General features: G+C 74.2%; 16 protein-coding genes. 8 read left to right on the top strand and 8 right to left on the bottom strand.

Going from position 1 to position 16,932, the window contains the following annotated elements; all coding sequences use genetic code 11:
- Positions 1 to 90 precede the first annotated feature (90 nt).
- Both DFQ13_RS06025 and DFQ13_RS06020 read left to right on the top strand, forming a co-directional pair.
- Positions 91 to 705: a TetR/AcrR family transcriptional regulator gene (locus DFQ13_RS06025; protein ID WP_110079115.1), complete on the top strand. Its 615-nt coding sequence runs from the start codon at positions 91 to 93 to the stop codon at positions 703 to 705.
- Positions 702 to 1,358, top strand: coding sequence for an HAD family hydrolase (locus tag DFQ13_RS06020; protein WP_110079114.1), 657 nt, complete (start codon positions 702 to 704; stop codon positions 1,356 to 1,358). Before DFQ13_RS06025 ends, DFQ13_RS06020 begins: the two co-directional genes overlap by 4 nt.
- On the opposite strand, the gene DFQ13_RS06015 is transcribed toward DFQ13_RS06020, so the two are convergent.
- Positions 1,302 to 1,511, bottom strand: coding sequence for a hypothetical protein (locus DFQ13_RS06015; RefSeq protein WP_110079113.1), 210 nt, complete (start codon positions 1,509 to 1,511; stop codon positions 1,302 to 1,304). The genes DFQ13_RS06020 and DFQ13_RS06015 overlap by 57 nt on opposite strands.
- A gap of 203 nt (positions 1,512 to 1,714) precedes the next feature.
- On the opposite strand from DFQ13_RS06015, the gene DFQ13_RS06010 reads away from it, so the two are divergent.
- Positions 1,715 to 2,101, top strand: coding sequence for a cold-shock protein (locus DFQ13_RS06010; RefSeq protein ID WP_035289067.1), 387 nt, complete (start codon positions 1,715 to 1,717; stop codon positions 2,099 to 2,101).
- Positions 2,102 to 2,104: 3 nt separating this feature from the next.
- On the opposite strand, the gene DFQ13_RS06005 is transcribed toward DFQ13_RS06010, so the two are convergent.
- The 3 genes from DFQ13_RS06005 to DFQ13_RS05995 are packed head-to-tail and all read right to left on the bottom strand — an operon-like array spanning position 2,105 to position 5,605.
- Complete coding sequence (locus DFQ13_RS06005) at positions 2,105 to 2,563, bottom strand: DUF2771 family protein (protein WP_052021963.1); 459 nt, start codon at positions 2,561 to 2,563, stop codon at positions 2,105 to 2,107.
- Between the two features lie 10 nt (positions 2,564 to 2,573).
- Positions 2,574 to 4,754, bottom strand: a complete 2,181-nt coding sequence (locus DFQ13_RS06000) for an MFS transporter (protein WP_110079112.1) — start codon at positions 4,752 to 4,754, stop codon at positions 2,574 to 2,576.
- Between the two features lie 50 nt (positions 4,755 to 4,804).
- The gene (locus DFQ13_RS05995) at positions 4,805 to 5,605 is read right to left on the bottom strand and encodes a glutaminyl-peptide cyclotransferase (protein WP_267897639.1); all 801 of its coding nucleotides are present in this window, start codon (positions 5,603 to 5,605) and stop codon (positions 4,805 to 4,807) included.
- Positions 5,606 to 5,663: 58 nt separating this feature from the next.
- Between DFQ13_RS05995 and DFQ13_RS35755 the strand changes: the two genes are divergently transcribed.
- Positions 5,664 to 7,205 (top strand): DUF3027 domain-containing protein, encoded by a 1,542-nt coding sequence (locus DFQ13_RS35755; protein ID WP_110079111.1) that lies wholly within the window; start codon positions 5,664 to 5,666, stop codon positions 7,203 to 7,205.
- Positions 7,202 to 10,147, top strand: a complete 2,946-nt coding sequence (locus DFQ13_RS05985; protein ID WP_110079110.1) for a sacsin N-terminal ATP-binding-like domain-containing protein — start codon at positions 7,202 to 7,204, stop codon at positions 10,145 to 10,147. Before DFQ13_RS35755 ends, DFQ13_RS05985 begins: the two co-directional genes overlap by 4 nt.
- Before the next feature lie 10 nt (positions 10,148 to 10,157).
- Here the strand turns inward: DFQ13_RS05985 and DFQ13_RS05980 are convergent, their stop codons facing one another.
- Positions 10,158 to 10,442, bottom strand: coding sequence for a DUF2530 domain-containing protein (locus DFQ13_RS05980; protein WP_233438276.1), 285 nt, complete (start codon positions 10,440 to 10,442; stop codon positions 10,158 to 10,160).
- 17 nt (positions 10,443 to 10,459) lie between these two features.
- Between DFQ13_RS05980 and DFQ13_RS05975 the strand changes: the two genes are divergently transcribed.
- The 3 genes from DFQ13_RS05975 to DFQ13_RS05965 all read left to right on the top strand — a co-directional run bounded on the left by DFQ13_RS05975 (position 10,460) and on the right by DFQ13_RS05965 (position 14,055).
- Positions 10,460 to 12,073, top strand: coding sequence for an NCS2 family permease (locus tag DFQ13_RS05975; protein WP_110079109.1), 1,614 nt, complete (start codon positions 10,460 to 10,462; stop codon positions 12,071 to 12,073).
- Between the two features lie 107 nt (positions 12,074 to 12,180).
- Positions 12,181 to 12,615: a MarR family winged helix-turn-helix transcriptional regulator gene (locus tag DFQ13_RS05970; protein WP_110079108.1), complete on the top strand. Its 435-nt coding sequence runs from the start codon at positions 12,181 to 12,183 to the stop codon at positions 12,613 to 12,615.
- Between the two features lie 192 nt (positions 12,616 to 12,807).
- On the top strand, positions 12,808 to 14,055 hold the full coding sequence (locus DFQ13_RS05965) for an MFS transporter (RefSeq protein ID WP_110079316.1): 1,248 nt from the start codon (positions 12,808 to 12,810) through the stop codon (positions 14,053 to 14,055).
- A gap of 236 nt (positions 14,056 to 14,291) precedes the next feature.
- Here the strand turns inward: DFQ13_RS05965 and DFQ13_RS05960 are convergent, their stop codons facing one another.
- The 3 genes from DFQ13_RS05960 to DFQ13_RS05950 form a co-directional block, all read right to left on the bottom strand.
- Positions 14,292 to 14,927, bottom strand: coding sequence for a superoxide dismutase (locus tag DFQ13_RS05960; protein ID WP_035289075.1), 636 nt, complete (start codon positions 14,925 to 14,927; stop codon positions 14,292 to 14,294).
- 485 nt (positions 14,928 to 15,412) lie between these two features.
- Complete coding sequence (locus DFQ13_RS05955; RefSeq protein WP_407643130.1) at positions 15,413 to 16,006, bottom strand: DUF2537 domain-containing protein; 594 nt, start codon at positions 16,004 to 16,006, stop codon at positions 15,413 to 15,415.
- On the bottom strand, positions 16,003 to 16,809 hold the full coding sequence (locus DFQ13_RS05950) for a TrmH family RNA methyltransferase (protein WP_035289081.1): 807 nt from the start codon (positions 16,807 to 16,809) through the stop codon (positions 16,003 to 16,005). The genes DFQ13_RS05955 and DFQ13_RS05950 overlap by 4 nt, the downstream gene beginning before the upstream one ends.
- Positions 16,810 to 16,932: the final 123 nt, after the last annotated feature.

The following is a 16,932-nucleotide window of genomic DNA, read 5'->3' as shown; positions in this document are numbered from 1 at the left end:
ATTGGCATCGCGTGACAAAAAATGAATGGGAATCGGGTTTGTGGTGTCGGCCTCTTTGACACCGTGGATGCCCGGTGACAACGTGGCCCCATGACCACCTTCCGAGCGCGGGTTCCGTACGCCGAGGCCGCCAAGGCCCTGCTGCGCGACACCCTGTTCGACGCGGCGGGTGAGCTGCTGCGCCACCGGGGCTGGTCGGACCTGACCATGGCCGACGTGGCGACCGCCGCCGGGGTCAGCAGGCAGACGCTCTACAAGGAGTTCGGCTCCCGCCCGGCGTTCGCCCAGGCCTACATCCTGCGCGAGGCCGACCGGTTCCTCGGTGCGGTGGAGGAGGCGGTGCGGGTCAACTCCGACGACCCCAAGGCCGCGGTGACGGCCGCGTTCGAGGTGTTCCTGGCCGCCGCCGCCGAGCAGCCGCTGGTGAAGGCCATCGTGGCCGGGAACGGCGGTGACGGGCTGCTCAACCTGGTCACCAACCAGGCCGGGCCGGTGCTGTCGCAGGCGACCGCGCGGCTGACCGCGTGCCTGAAGACCACCTGGCCCGACATCCCCGAGGCCGACCTGCGGTTCGTCGCGGAGAACCTGGTGCGCCTCGCGGTGAGCCACGCCGCCTCGCCCTCGGCGCAGCCGCAGGGCACGGCGCGGTCGGTGGCGGCGGTGTTCGGGCCCTATCTGGACTCCCTGGTCGACGCCGCCCGATGAGCCTGGTCGTCGGGTTCGACCTGGACATGACGCTGATCGACGCCCGGCCCGGGATGGCCGCGGCGATGGACGCGCTGGCCGGGGAGAGCGGGCTGCCGCTCGACGGCGCGCACTTCGCGGCGAACCTGGGCCCGCCGCTGGACATGGTCCTGCGCGGGTTCGAGGCGCCGGAGGAGCGCATCCCCGGGCTGATCGACCGCTTCCGCGCGCTCTACCCCACCGTTGTCATCCCCTCGACGCTGGCGCTGCCCGGGGCCGCCGAGGCGCTGGACGCGGTGAAGGCCCGCGGCGGCCGGACCCTGGTCGTCACCGGCAAGTACGGCCCCAACGCCGCCCGGCACCTGCGGCAGTTCGGCTGGGAGGTCGACGCGCTCGTGGGCGAGGCGTGGGCCGAGGCCAAGGGGGTCGCCCTGCGCGAGCACGGGGCCGGGATCTACGTCGGCGACCACGGCGGCGACGTCCTCGGGGCCAAGGCCGCCGGTGCGGTCGCGGTCGGCGTGGCCACCGGCCCGTACACCGCCGAGCGGCTGCTCGCCGAGGGCGCCGACGTGGTGCTCGACAGCCTGACCGGGTTTCCCGCCTGGCTGGACGGGTACCTAGCGGCGACCGGCGCGGACGGTGCTCACCACGGCGAGCACCAAGCCCAGCGGTAGCGCCATCGACACGCCCCACAGCCACGGGGCCTGCCGGTCGACCGCGGCCAGCACGAAGATGGCGACCACGGCGAGCAGGCCGACGGCGAACAGCACGAGCGCGGCGGTGAACACCCGGCTGGGCCGGGCAGCGCGGCGGGCGGGAACGGTCATGGGCCCAGGATAGTTCTTCCTGGTGGACCGGCGTCCGGTAACGCCGGGGTGGTGTGGAGGCGAACAACACCTCGCACCCCCGTGTGGCCTACGCTTGGGGCGACGCGTCCAGGGGCACGCCCCCGGGCGCGTCGTCTTGTGCGGGCGCCGGGTGCGCCCCCGCGAGGCGGGGGACTCCAGACGACGAGGGAACGGTGAGATCAGTGCCGACCGGCAAGGTCAAATGGTACGACTCGGAGAAGGGCTTCGGGTTCGTCACGCAGGACGAGGGCGAGGACGTGTACGTCCGCTCCTCCGCCCTGCCCGCCGGCGTGCCCGGGCTCAAGGCCGGGCAGCGCATCGAGTTCGGCGTCGCCGACGGCCGCCGCGGCCCGCAGGCGCTGTCGGTGCGGCTCATCGACGCCCCGCCGTCGGTGGTGGAGGCCAGGCGCAGGCCCGCCGAGGAGCTGCACGGCCTGGTCGAGGACATGATCAAGCTGCTGGAGTCGGCGGTGCAACCGGACCTGCAGCGCAACCGCTACCCCGACCGCAAGGTCACCAAGCGGGTTGCCGAGGTCATGCGCGCGGTGTCCCGGGAACTCGACCCGTAACCGCTAGCGCTCCACGGTTTCCATGTCCCAGTACGCGGAGACCACCGGTTCGATGCCGTTGAGGAACACGATCTGCTGGACCGACACCAGCAGCAGCCGCCGGGAACCGGGTGGCAGGGTCAGCGTGAAGGCGTGCTGCTCGTCCTTCGGGAAGAACGCCTTGCTGCCCCCGTCGACCCGGTTGCCCGTGGCGTCGAGGTAGGAGAACGAGACCGTCCAGGCGCCATCGCTCAGCTCGGCGGGCACCGAGATCTGGACCGGGGCGCCCTGGCGGGTCTTGAGCTGCACCAGCGCGCCCTCGTCGCGGATCGCGCGGCCCTCGGCCAGGTCGAAGCGGACCCGGGGGGTGGTCGCGGCGGACTGGCCGTCGGTGTAGAAGGTGACCTCGGGCTGCTGCGGGGCGGCGCACCCGGCCAGCACGGCAACGGCGCTGGCCACGGTGGCGATCAGGACTCGACGCACGGCGCTGACCCTACGGGGCGCGGTGCGGCTCCTGCGGCGGGGGCACGGCCTCGTCGCGGCGGGCGAACCGGCCGCCGTCGAGGGCCCCGGACCGGCTCGGCCGCGCCGGGCGCTCCCCGCCGAGGCCGGGGATCAGCGAGCCGCCGCGCCGGGTCAGCACCGTCTGCGCCAGGCCCAGCGCCAACATCGCCGAGACCACCAGGAACCCCACCCACCAGATCGGCGGCAGCAGCACGCCGGTCGCGCCGCCGAGCACCCAGCCCAGTTGCAGCACGGTCTCCGAGCGGCCGAACGCCGAGGCCCGCGACTCCTCCGGCAGGTCGTCCTGGATCACCGCGTCCAGGCTGTTCTTGGCCAGCGCGCTGGCCACCGCCCCGATCAGCCCCACCAGCGCGGCGGTGGCGATCCCGGCGACCACGGTGGCGACCAGCGTCGACACCAGCGACCCGATCACGCAGCCCAGCACCACCTGCTCCGGGTTGCCCACGTGGACGCGGGCGCCGATGGCGTTGCCGAGGAAGCTGCCCGCGCCCGCCGCGCCCGCGATCAACCCGAGCAGCAGCAACTGCTGGAACGGCTCGGCCTCGTTCTGCGCCCGGGTGGCGAACGCGGCGAACATCATCAGGAACCCGGTCAGCACCCGCACGGTGCCGTTGCCCCACAGCGACACCACCACGTGCCTGCCCATGGGTTGGCGCTTGGGCTTGTCCGGGCGCGCGCTGATCGACGCGGGCACCTCGCCCTCGGTGACCTCCACCCACGCCGGGATGCGCAGCGCCTGCACCCCGCCCACCACGCAGACGACCACGGTGAACCACAGCGCGCCGGGGGAGTCGAACAGGTTCGCCAGGCCCGCCGCGACCGCGCCGAACACCCCGCCCGCGGCCAGGCCGAACACGGTCAGCCTGGCGTTGGTCTTGGCCAGGGTGATCTCCGGTGGCAGCACCCTGGGGGTGATCGCCGCCTTGAGCACGGTGAACGACTTGGACAGCACCATCTTGCCCAGTGCCGCCGGGTAGAGCAGCCAGTCGTTGAAGTGCAGCGCCATGACCACGCACATCAGCGCCTGCCCGAGCGACACCGCGCACATCGCCAGCCGCCGCCCGCGCTGCAACCGGTCGAGCAGCGGGCCGATCACCGGCGCCACCAGCGCGAACGGGGCCACGGTGATCAGCAGGTAGAGCGCGACCTTGCCCTTGCTCTCCCCGCTGGCGGCGGAGAAGAACAGGGTGTTCGCCAGGGCCACCGCCATCGCCGCGTCGCTGGCGTAGTTGAGCATGGTGGCGTAGGTGAGGGCGGTCAGGCCGGACTTGTCCGCGCCGTCGGCGTTGGCGGCCTTGCGGAACGCGGCCACGGCCCGGGTGGTGAGCTGCCTGCCGCGCAGCGCCGCGACCCGGGTGACGGTCAGCTTCTTCGGGTACTGGGGGGCGCCGGGTCGGTCGCCGGGAGCGCCCGCGACCGGGTCGGTCGGGCGGCGGTCGCCGGGGCGGTCGTCTCGGCGGTGGTCGTCGCGGTGGGGGTGGTCGCGGTGGGGGTGGTCGCGGTCGTGCCGGTCGTCGGGGTACCGGTCGTGCCTGCCGCGATCGTCCGGCCTGCGGTCCCGGTACTGGTCGCCCCGGTGGCGGTCTTCGCGGTGGGGCTCGTCGTGGCGGCTGTCGTACCGGCTTCCGCTGCGGTCGCCGTGGCCACCGCCGTCGTAGCCGTGGCCGCCGTGGCCGTGCCGGTCGTCGTGCCGGTCGCGGCGGTCGGCGAAGCGGTCGGTGCGGCGGTCGTCCGGGTGGCGGTCGTCGCGGTGGAGGTCGCGGTCGTCGGGGCGGCGGTAGCGGTCGGAGAACCGCTCGCCGCGGTCGTCGCGCGGCGGCGGGGTGCCGTGCGGGTGGCCGTAGGAGTCGGTGCGGCGGGTGTCGCCGTGGTGGCGGTCGTCCAGTGGCGGCAGGTTCCCCCGGCCGCGGCGCTGGAGGTCGCCGTAGGTCTCGAACTGCGGTTCGCCGGGGTCTTCCAGCGGTCGGGTGGCCCGGCGGGGGCGCTCGGCCCAGCCGACGGGTCCCCGGCGCGGCGGTTCCGGCGCCTGCTCGCGCTCCGCGGACCCCTGGCCCTCGGGCTGCGCGGCGAAGCCCCACCCCCGGCGCCCCTTGCGGGACCGGCGGTCGGCGGGGTTGTCATCGGAGCCCGAGCGGAACACAGCACCCATCCTGCCGTACCGGACCCCTGCTCAGCAGGAGGACGGGCAGGTCGGGGACCTCACCCGGCGGGGGCGAACCGGATTCGGAACATGGCGGGCCACAGCTTCCCGGTGACCAGGAACTCGTCGGTGCCGGGGATCGCGGCGATCCCGTTCAGCACGTCGGTGCCCCGGCGCTCGGTCTCGGTCAGCAACCCGGTGAGTTCGGCCACCCCGGTCACCCGCCCGGTCACCGGGTCGACCCGCACGACCCGGTCGGTCTGCCACACGTTGGCCCAGACCTGCCCGCCGACGCACTCCAGCTCGTTGAGCTGCCGCACCGGGGCGCCGTCGGCGTCGCGGACGGCGACCCGGCCGGTCTCGGCGAAGGTCAGCGGGTCGCGGAAGGTCAGCGCGTCGGACCCGTCGCTCATGACCAGCCTGCCGCCGTCGTGGCACAGGCCCCAGCCCTCCCCGGTGTAGGCCACCCGGCGGCGCTCGGCCAGCGTGGCCCGGTCGCGCTCGATGGCCACGCCGTCGGTCCAGGTGAGCTGCCAGATGCGGTCGTCGACCACGGTGATGCCCTCGCCGAACAGGTCCCCGGGCAGCGGCGCCCGGCTCGCCACGACCCCGGTCTGCGGGTCGGTCGCCCGGATCTCCGACTTCCCGGCCAGCCCGGTGCCCTCGTAGAGGGTGCCGTCGGCGATCTCCAGGCCCTGGGTGAACGCCGACGGGTCGTGCGGCAGCCGCTGCACCACCTGCGCCGACAGCCGCGCCGAGCCGGTCGCGGCGGGGGCCGGGGGCGGGGTCGGGGCGGGGGTGGAGCAGGCGGTCACCGCGGTCAGCAGCAGCGCGGCGAGGGCGGTCTGGCGGGGGGACACCCGCCCAGCCTGGCACGGCTGTCCGCGGCGTTCGGGGCGTGGGGCACAATCACCCGTGATGACCTCGACGCGAGCACCAGAAGCCGACACCGACCCCGCGCTGATCGCCGCGGTCGGGATCGCGCGCGCCGCCGCCAGGGAACAGGCCGGGGCTGACGTGGGCGAGCACGTCGCCGTGGCGCCCGAGGACGCCGCGGCCGCCACCCACCTGTTCGAGGCGGAGCTGCCCGGTTACCTGGGCTGGCGCTGGGCGGTCACGGTCGCCAACGGCGGGCCCGGCACCGAGGTCACCGTCAGCGAGGTCGTGCTGCTGCCCGGCCCGGACGCCATGGTCGCCCCGCAGTGGGTGCCCTGGCACGAGCGGGTCCGCCCCGGCGACATGGGCGTCGGCGACCTGCTGCCCACCGCCCCGGACGACGACCGCCTGGTCCCCGGCCACGCCGCGTCCGACGACCCGGCGATCGAGGCCCTGGCCGTCGAGGTCGGCCTCGGCCGCCCCCGCGTCCTGTCCCGCGAGGGCAGGCTCGACGCCGCCGACCGCTGGAAGACCGGCGACTTCGGCCCCGGCGCCGACATGGCCCGCGGCGCCCCCGCGCACTGCGGCACCTGCGGCTTCTACGCCCCGGTCGCGGGCTCCCTCGGTGCCGCCTTCGGCGTCTGCGCCAACGAGATCGCCCCCGCCGACGGCCGGGTGGTGCACGCCGAGTACGGCTGCGGCGCCCACTCCGAGGCCGAGGTCGAGCAGGTCTCCCCGGTCCTCGTCGCCGAACTCATGTACGACGACTCCACCCTCGACGTGGAGATCACCCCGCGCACCGGGGCTTCCGACAGCGCGGCTTCCGACAGCGAGGTCCCGGACGGCGAGCAGCTCGCCGAGGTCGCCGAGGTCCCCGCCGTCGACGAGGCGGCCCCCGCCGAGGCCACCGACGGCCCCGCCGAGCTGTCCCCCGAGGCCGAAGCCGTCCTCGACGCCGCCGACACCACCCCCACGGCCACCGTCCAGCCGCCCGGCACCACCGCCGAGCAGGCTCCCGCCACCGCGGCCGACCCGGCTGTGGCCGAGCAGGCCCCCGCCGTCGGTTCGACCGAGGCCCCCGTCTCCGCCGGGGACCCGGTCGTCGCCGCCGCTTCCGCGCCCGAGTCCTCCGGGACCGGTACGACCACCGCCGAGCAGGCTCCCGCGCCCACCGGCGTGGTCGCCGATCCGGCGGGCGTTCTCGCGACCGCAGCCGATCCCGCCATCGCCGAGCAGTCCGGCGAGCAGGCCGGGCCCACCGACGTGGCCGCGGCCGAGCTGGCCACCCCCGACTACGCCATCGCGGTCGACGCCCTGGACCCCACCCCGGCCGAACCGGTCGTCGACCCGGCTTCCGCCGTCGACGACCGCGCGGCGGGGGCGCCCACCGGTTCCACCGAGCCCGCCCCCGGGGACGGGCCGGTCGACCCGGCCGCCGCCGTGGCCCCGGAAGCAGCCTCCGAAACAGCACCGGGAACAGCACCGGCCCCCGACTCCTCCATCGATCAGGCCGTGGCCGCGGTGGCGCAGGGTGAGGTGTCCGCGGACGGGTCCGGTCAGCCCGAGCCCGACGACCGCGGGTGAGCGCCACCCCCGACCCGTTCGGCACCGAGGCCCTGCGCACGTCCGTGCTGACGGCGTGGTCCTCGTCGCCGACCCGCTTCCGCGAGGACGCCAACGCCGAGGAGGACCTGTACCTCGGCGGGTACCGCGACCGCCTGCTCGTCGAGCTGGCCCAGAACGCCGCCGACGCCGCGAACGGCGGCGGCACGCTGCGGTTGGCGCTCGTCGACGGTGAGCTGCGCGCCGCCAACACCGGTCGCCCCCTCGACGCCGACGGCGTCACCGCGCTGGCGTCGTTGCGCGCCTCGGCCAAGCGGCCGTCGCAGGGGGTCGGTCAGTTCGGGGTCGGGTTCGCCGCGGTGCTCGCGGTCACCGACGCGCCGAGGGTGGTCACCGCGGGCGGCGGGGTCGCCTTCTCCGCCGAGCGCACCCGCGCCCAGCTCGCCGACCACCCGGACCTGGCGTCCCGCGCCGACGGGCGCGGTGGCCGGGTCCCGGTGCTGCGCCTGGTGTGGCCGACCGACGGCGAGGTGCCGCCGGAGGGGTTCGCCACCGAGGTGCGCCTGCCCCTGCGCTCCGGTGTGGACGGTTCGGCGCTACTGGCCGGGTTCGCCGCCCAGGCCGCCGACCTGCTGCTCGCCCTCCCCGGGCTGACCCGGATCGAGATCGGTGCCGACACCTGGTCGCGGGTCGACGCGGGGGAGTCGCGGCTGGAGGTGCACGGCCCGGGCGGTGTCGCCGGGTGGCTGGTGCACCGGGTGTCCGGTGTGCTGCCGGACGAGGTCGTGGCCGTGCTCGGGGTCGAGGCCCGGGAGCGTCCGCAGTGGTCGGTCGGCTGGGCGGTCCGCGTTGACGCGCAAGGGGTTCCGCTGCCCCTCGGTGACGACGTGCTGCACGCCCCCACCCCCACCGACGAACGCCTGTCGCTACCCGCGCGCCTGATCGCCACGCTGCCGATCGAGCCGTCGCGGCGGCGCCTGCGCCCCGGTCCGGCGGCGGACGCCGTGCTCGCCGAGGCCGCTCGCGCCTACCCGGACCTGGTGGCGATGACCCCGCCGGAGCACCGCACCGCCCTGGTCCCCGCGGTCGGGTTCCCGCTGTCCGAAGTGGACGAACGGCTGCGCGGGCTGCTGCTCTCCCGCCTGCGCCAGGCGGCCTGGCTCCCGGCCGCCGGTGACCAGGAGCCCCGCTGGCTGCCGCCCGCCCGCGCCAACGTCCTCGACGCCGACGGCGCGGGGCTGGCCGACCTGGTCTCCGCGGTGCTGCCCGACGTCGCCGCCGGGTTCCTCTCCGCGCAGCCGCACGCCGCCGCCCTGGCCGCCCTCGACGTCACCCGCCGCGGCCTCGGCGAGGTCGTGGAGTCGATCACCGGCACCACCCGCCCGCCGCGGTGGTGGCACGACCTCTACACCGCGCTCGCCCCCGCCGTGGAGACCGACGCCACCGTCCGCACCGAGCTGGGCGCCCTGCCGGTCCCGCTGGCCGACGGCCGCACCCTGCCCGGCCCGGCGGGCGCGATCATGGTCGACGACCCCGAGCTGCTGGAACTGCTCACTACCGCCGAGGTCGGCGCCCTGCGCGTCGTGCACGCCCAGGCCGCCCACCCGGTCCTCGAACGCCTCGGCGCCCGCGTCGGCGGCCCCGCCGACCTGCTCGACGCGGGCGGCCTGCAGGACGCGGTCGAGCGCAGCCTCGACGACGTGGAATCCGGGGTGGACACCCGGGGTCTGGTCTCGGTGGTCCTGCGCCTCACCCGGGACGCGGGAGTCCGCACCGGTGAGCGCCCCTGGCTGGGCGCCCTGGCCCTGCCCGACTCGGTGGGCGACTGGCGCCGGGCCGACGAACTCGCCCTCCCCGGCTCCCCCCTGCTCGACGTCCTGGACGACGACGCCCCGGTGGGCGTGCTCGCCGAGGGGGTCGCCGCCGAGTGGCCCGCCCACGTCCTCACCGCCCTGGGTGTCCTCGACGCGTTCGCCCTGGTGGTCGACGAGGCCCCCACGGGCCCCGACCACGGCCTGGCCGACGAGGCGCAGTGGTGGGACGCCCGGCCGGAGCCCCCGGCCCGCGTCCTCGCCGTCCGCGACCTCGACCTGGTGACCGACGAGGCGTGGCCCCGGGCGCTGGGCCTCCTCGCCGCCGAACCCGACACCTGGCGGGCCCTGCACGAGCCCGGTGGCTACACGGGCTGGTGGATCGCCCGCAACGCCGTCCTCGCCGGACACCCCCCGACCGACTGGCGCCTGCCGGGCGCCGAGGACCTGGCGGGCCTCTACGACGTCGTCCCCGACACCGGCACCGACCCCCGGGTGCTCGCCGCCATCGGCGTCCGCACCGCGCTGGCGGTCGACGACGCCGACGACGCCGAGGACCTGCTGATCCGCCTGGGCGACCCCGACCGGGGCGTGCACCCCGGGGCCGTCCTGCGCACCCACGCCGCCCTCGCCGAGGCGGTGGCCGAGGACCTGTTCGACCCCGCCGACGTCCGCCTGCCGGAGAACACCCGCACCCTGGCGGGCACGGTCGCGGCGGACTGCGTGGTCCTGGACGCCCCGTGGCTGCTGGCGGTGCTGGACGAGGACCAGGTCGTCTCGGCGGGCCCCGACTTCGCCCTCGCGGAGCCGCTGGCCGAACTGCTGGACCTGGAACTGGCCACCGACGTGGTCGGCGCGGACGTCGTCTCCGCCGGGGAACCCGTGCCGTGGTCGGAACTCGGCGCGGTCGCCGCCGCCTGCGAACTCCTCGGGGTCGAACCGCCCGAGGGCAACGCGGTGGTCCACGACAAGCTGGTGGTCCGGACCTCCGGTGGCGACCACGTGGTGTCGTGGTGGGTGGCCGACGGGGTGCCGCACTGCGCGGACACGCCGGAGGCGCTGGCCAGGGCTCTGGCGTGGACGACCGACCGGTGGTCGGAGCGGCACCTGCTGACGGCCCTCATCGAGGAGCCCGCGCACTACCTGACCTGAGCCGGGGGCCTCAGTCGACCTTCTGGGCAGTTCGGGAGCCCCGCTTGGCCGCGCGCTGCTGCCACAGCATGATGCCTGCCCCTACTATCCCCAGTGCCACACCGGACAGTGCGGTCCACAGCCAGATCGGCGGGGTCCGGTCGAACGCGTACCGCGCGACGGCCAGGGCCACCGCCACCACAATCCACCCGCCGGTGCCGACGTAGACGACGGGGGCCAGTGCCAGCAACCGCCGCGGCAGCGGGGGTGGGGGGCGCAGGGGCTCCCCGTTCTGGTTCTCCGCCGTTCCGGCCACACCCGGGAGGCTACGCCATGGCCACCGACCCGAAGTCCGAGGCGACCGACGGGCCCGGTCCCGATCCCGCCCGCGAGACCGCACCGCCCACCCCGGGCGCTGCGGACCCCGCCCGCCCGGCCGCGGCACCCGACCGCTCGGAGACGAGCGGCCACCAGAGCGCGCCGGAGCGCGGGCGCGGCGGGCAGCGGTCCGCGGTCGACCGGTTCTTCAAGATCAGCGACCGGAACTCGACCATCGGCCGGGAGGTCCGCGGCGGGGTCGTCACGTTCGTGACCATGGCCTACATCGTGGTGCTGAACCCGCTGATCCTGGGCAGCTTCTCCGCCGACGACCCGGGGGCACACAGGGACCTGTTCGGCGACGTCCTGCCGGTCGGGCAGGTCGCGGCGGTCACCGCGCTGGTCGCGGGGGTGATGACGATCCTGTTCGGGATGGTGGCGAACGCGCCGTTCGCGCTGGCGGCCGGGCTGGGGATCAACACGCTCGTCGCCGTGACCATCGCGCCGCAGATGTCGTGGGCCGAGGCCATGGGGCTGGTGGTGGTCAACGGGCTCGTGGTGCTGCTCCTGGTGCTCACCGGGGTGCGCAAGGCGGTCTTCGACGCCGTCCCCGGCCCGCTCAAGAGCGCGATCGCGGTGGGGATCGGCTTGTTCATCACGATCATCGGGCTGGTCGACGCCGGGTTCGTGCGGCGGCTGCCGGACGCGGCGGGCACGACCGTCCCGGTGGGACTGGGCATCAACGGGTCCATCGCGTCCTGGCCGACGCTGGTGTTCGTGGTCGGCCTGGTGCTGATGGGCGTCCTGGTGGCCAAGAGGGTGCGCGGCGCGATCCTGATCGGGGTGCTCGCGACGACGGTGTTCGCCATCGTGCTGGAGGCGGTCGTGCACGCGGGGCCGTCGGCGGGGGTCAACCCGAAGGGCTGGAACCTGGGCTACCCGGGGCTGCCGGAGGACATCCTCTCGCTGCCGGACCTGTCCCTGCTCGGTGAGGTGTCGTTCGGGGCGTGGGGGCGGATTCCGGCGCTGACCGCGGCCCTGCTCGTGTTCACCCTGGTGCTGACCGACTTCTTCGACACCATCGGCACCATGACCGGGCTGGGCAAGGAGGCGGGCCTGGTCGACGCGGACGGCCAGTTGCCGAACACGAACCGGGCGCTGTTCGTCGACGGCGTCGGCGCGGTCGCGGGCGGGGTGGCGTCGTCGAGTTCGAACACCGTCTACATCGAGTCGGCGGCCGGGATCGCCGAGGGCGCGCGGACCGGGTTGGCCAACGTGGTGACCGGGCTGCTGTTCCTCGCCGCGATGTTCCTGACCTCGCTCTACCAGGTGGTGCCGATCGAGGCTGCGGCCCCGGCGCTGGTGGTGGTCGGGGCGATGATGATGGCGCAGGTCGCCGAGATCGACTTCAGCGACTTCACCATCGCGCTGCCCGCGTTCCTGACCATCGTCGTCATGCCGTTCACCTACTCGATCGCCAACGGCATCGGCGCCGGGTTCATCACCTTCGTGCTGTTGCGGGTCGTCACCGGCAAGTCCCGCCGGGTGCACCCGCTGATGTGGTTCGTGGCGGTGGCCTTCGTCGTCTACTTCGCCATCGGGCCGATCGAGGCCGCCCTCAACGCCTGACACCCCGCGCACGCCGCACCGGCCCCCGGACTGCCTGGTCCGGGGGCCGGTGTGACGTGTGCGTGAATGGCTGGAGGCGATTTAATTGCTGAGGTAAGCTAACGATCGTGTCGGAGACCGCGGACGAGGGCCTCATCAGCCGGTTGCGGCTGGCGGTGGTGCGGCTCAACCGCAGGCTCCGGGCGCAGCGGGCGAACGAGGACCTGACGCTGACGCAGTTGTCGGCGCTGTCGTGCCTCTACAAGTGCGGGCCGATGTCCCCGGGGGAACTGGCCGCGAACGAGGGCGTGCGACCGCCCTCGATGACCAGGGTGATCGCCGCCCTGGAGGAGCTCGGCCACCTGAGCAGGCGGCCGAACCCGAACGACGGGCGCCAGGCGATCGTGGCGCTCACCGACAGTGGACTGGACCACGTCCGCACCGACATCTCGGCGCGCGAGGCGTGGCTGGACCGGAGGTTGGCCGAACTCGACCCGGGTGAGCGGGAGATCCTCCACCGGGCCGCCGAGATCATCGACAGGATGGCGGGGAACAAGAACTAGATGCGGGCCTACGCGGGTGACACCCGAGAGCAGCGACCGACCAACGACATCGTCCAGGACCTCGCGCAGCCCTCGGCAGCGTCCCCGCCCGCAAACCCCCCACCCGAGAACGACCGGACCGCCGAGGTGGTCGCGGACAGCGCCGACACCACAGCCGCCCCGACCGCCGGGGAGGCGGACGGCAGGGTCGGCATGTTCTCCTCGCTGCGGGTGCGCAACTACCGGCTGTTCGCCTCCGGGCAGGTCGTGTCCAACGTGGGCACCTGGATGCAGCGGATCGCGCAGGACTGGCTGGTCCTGGTGCTCACCGACAACAACCCGGTGGCCCTGGGCATCGCCGCGGCGCTGCAGTTCCTGCCGACGCTGATGTTCTCGCTGTGGGCGGGTGTGCTCGCCGACCGGCTCGACAAGCGCAAGCTGCTCATCGGGTTGCAGGCGGGCATCGCCACCAGCGCGCTGGTGCTGGGCCTGCTCGACGTCACCGGCGTGGTGCAGGTGTGGCACGTCTACGTGCTGTGCTTCGTGCTCGGCGCGTTCTCCGCGGTGGAGGTGCCCACCCGGCAGTCGTTCGTGGTGGAGATCGTCGGCCGCGACCAGGTGACCAACGCGGTCGCGCTGAACTCCACCAGCTTCAACCTGGCCCGGATCGTCGGCCCGGCCATCGCGGGCGTGATGATCACCCTGATCGGCACCGGCTGGCTGTTCCTGGGCAACGCGGTCTTCACCGTCGCCGTCATCGTCGGGCTGGTCATGATGGACCCGGCGAAGCTGATCCGCGGCCCTCGGCTCGATCGGGCCAAGGGGCAGCTTCGCGCGGGCCTGCGGTACGTGTGGGGCAGGCCGGACCTGATGACGGTGATGGTGCTGGTGTTCTTCGTCAGCACCTTCGGCATGACCTTCTTCGTCAGCCTGGCGGTGGTCGCGGCGAACGTGTTCCAGCGCGACGCCGCGGGCTACGGCCTGCTGTCGACGACCCTGGCCGTGGGCACGCTGGCGGGCGCGCTGGTGGCGGCCCGCCGCTCCGGCCGGGGCAGGCCCCGGACCCGGTTGCTGCTGGTGGCCGCGTTCGGGTTCGGGGTGCTGGAGGTGGTGGCCGGGCTGATGCCCAGCTACCTGACCTTCGCCCTGGCCCTGGTGCCGGTCGGCTTCGCGGTGATGACCTTCATGACCACGGCGAACGCCACCGTGCAGCTCGCGGTCTCCCCGGAGATGCGCGGCCGGGTCATGGGCCTCTACATGCTGGTCTTCGTCGGCGGCAACCCCATCGGCGCCCCGATGACCGGCTGGCTGGCCGACACCTGGGGCGGCCGCTCGCCGTTCTTCGTCGGCGGCGCCGTCGCGGCGGGCGCGGCCCTGGTCTGCGGCCTGGTGCTGCTGCGCCGGGGCGGGGTCAAGCTGCCCGCCCGGGTGCGCGGCCTGCGCATCCTGCGCCGCGGCTGAACCCCCGTCCGACCTGCGGGCCGTCACCTGATCGGGTGGCGGCCCGCAGTTTTTCGGAACCGGGTCTTGCGCTCGTAGTGAAGTAAGGCTAACCTAAGTCTTGTCCGCTTCGTGGTGGGAGCGCGGCAGTCAGTTCGGGAACAGCGAGGCCCCACTCCCAAGCGTCCGGGAGTGGGGCCTCGTTCCTATCCACGGCAGGGGGCTTGTCGGAGCATCCCCGCCGGGCCTGGTGGCCGCTACTGCCCGGGCGTGGGGGCCTGGAGCCCGTTCGCGCCCGCCCTGGCCTGCTCGAACCGCGCGGAGACGTCCGTCCAGTCGACGATGTTCCACAGCTTCTCGATGTAGTCGGTCTTCGCGTTCTTGTACTGCAGGTAGTACGCGTGCTCCCAGATGTCGAACGCCAGCAGCGGGGTGGTGACGATCGACAGGTTCGAGTGGTGGTCCCTGAGCTGCTGGGTGATCAGCCGCTCGCCGACCGGGTCCCAGGCGAGCACGCCCCAGCCGGAGCCCTGGATGGTCCCCGCCACCGCGTTGAGCTGCTTGCGCAGCCCGTCGAACGACCCGAAGTGCTCGTCGACGGCCGCCGCCAGCTCGCCGACCGGCTTGTCGCCGCCGTCCGGGCTCAGGTTCTTCCACCACTGGATGTGCAGCGAGTGCCCGGCGAGGTTGAACGCCAGGGTCGTCTCCAGCCCCACGATCGAGCCGAAGTCCCCCTTCTCCCGGGCCTCGGCGATCTTGTCCAGGGTGTCGTTCGCACCCTTGACGTAGGCGGCGTGGTGCTTGCTGTGGTGCAGCTCGTTGATCTCCCCGATGATCACCGGCTCGAGCTGCCCGTAGTCGTAGTCCAGGTCCGGCAGGGCGTAGGGGGCCACGCGCGTTCCTCACTTCTTATCGCCAGTAAGTTCCAACTGCAAGATACTGGCAACAACATCGCCGTGCCCACCAGCCCACCGTGTGGACGACCCCTGGTGACCCATCCCACCCACCGCGCGGATGGACCCGGGGCACCTCATGCCCCTGTGGACAACCCCGACGAGACCTGTGTACAACCCCCGCGAACATCCCAGAACCGTCAGCCCCCACCGGTAGCGTGGAAACCGGGGGCCGGCGGCCAGGCCACGACTCGGGCGACCGGCCAGGGCGCACGGGAGATCGGGCGCTCGACCAGGCAAGCGCTTGCCCAGCCAGGTCGATGATCGACGAGGCAGGTGGGCGGCCGAGCGGATGCCCGGCAGGCAGATCGATGGCCGAGCGGGTCAACGGTCAGGCGGGCACCCGGCCGGGGAGGTGGGCGGCCGAGCGGATGCCCGACCGAGCGGGTGGACGGTCGGATGGAAGACGGTCGGGTGACCGGGGGTCAGCCGAAGAGGATGAACGGCAGCGCCAGCCAGCTCAGCACGATGCCGCCCGCCACCCCGGCGGCCACCCAGCGCCAGACCGCGACCCGGCGGGCCAGCCAGATCGAGGGCAGCAGCCCCGCGCTGATCACCACGTTGGACACCAGGGCCAGCAGCGGGTTCGTCTCGTGCAGGGTGCTCGCCAGCGACACCACCGCGATGACCGTCACCACCAGCACGAACCCGGCCACGGTCAGGCCGGTGGACCACGGCGTGGGTTCGGCCGGGCGCTCGGCGGCGGTCGGCGGCGGGCTGGGCTCGACCACGACGACCTCGCCGGTGACCGGGTCCGCGTACTCGACCGGCCGACCCAGCGCGTCCGCGACCCGGGCCGCGAGCTGCGCCCCGCGCCGGGAGACCAGGTCGGCGGCGGCGTCCGCGTCACCCCGGTCGACGGCGGCGGCGACCTTGGCCCACTCGCGCAGGGCGCCCGCCAGCTCGCCGCCGAGCGGCAGCGTGTCCGGGTCGACCTCCCGGTTGCCCGTGCCGTCGGTGCCGACCAGCACCGGGCGCTCGTTCCTGACCCGCAGCTCCACCGGTCTCCCTTCGGTCACGTCCACTCCCGGCCGAGCGCGTGGAAGGCGACCGCCCCGGCCGTGGCCACGTTGAGCGAGTCGACGCCGCGCGCCATCGGAATCCGCACCGCCGCGTCGGCCGCCGCGATCGCCTCGTCGGTCAGCCCGGGGCCCTCCGAGCCGAGCAGCAGCGCCACCCTCTGCCCCGGCTCGACCGCCGACAGCGGTTCCGAGTCGGCGCGCGGGGTGAGGGCCAGCACCCGGAAACCCCTGTCCCGCAACCACTGCAACCCGTCCGGCCACGGCTCCAGCGGCGCGAACGGCACCGCGAGCACGTGCCCCATCGACACCCGGACGCTGCGCCGGTACAGCGGGTCGCTGCACCCCGGACCCAGCAGCACGCCGTCGACGCCGAGGGCGGCGGCGTTGCGGAACAGCGCGCCCAGGTTCTCGTGGTCGCCCACACCCTCCAGCACGGCCAGGGTGCGCGCGGTGGCGGTCAGCCCGGCCAGGTCGGGCGGGGCGGCGCGGTCGGCGGCGGCCAGCACACCGCGGTTGAGGTGGAAGCCGACCACCTCGGCCATGACCTCCGCGGTGGCCACGTAGGCGGGCGCGTCCAGGTCGGCGAGTTCACCGGCCAGCGCCTCGACCCGGCGGCGCACGCCGAGCAGGGCGCGCACCGGGTAGCGGGAGGCCAGCAGCCGCTGCACGACCACGACCCCCTCCGCGAGCACCAGCCCGCGCCCACCCGGCCGGTCCGGTCGGCGGTCGGCGGTCGACAGGTCCCGGAAGTCGTCGAGCCGCGCATCCGCCGGGTCGTCCACCTCGATCACCTGCGCCACCCGGGCAGTCTCCCATGCCGCGGCGCCGGCTCCGGGGGGTGACAGGACAATTGCCGAGTGTGATTAATTGATGACCCAGTGCACTGATTTGGCCGCTGACAGGTCCCGGCCGCACATGCGAAC

Source organism: Actinokineospora spheciospongiae (genome assembly GCF_003182415.1).
Classification (GTDB): domain Bacteria; phylum Actinomycetota; class Actinomycetes; order Mycobacteriales; family Pseudonocardiaceae; genus Actinokineospora; species Actinokineospora spheciospongiae.
This window is presented reverse-complemented; position numbering and strand designations above follow the sequence as displayed.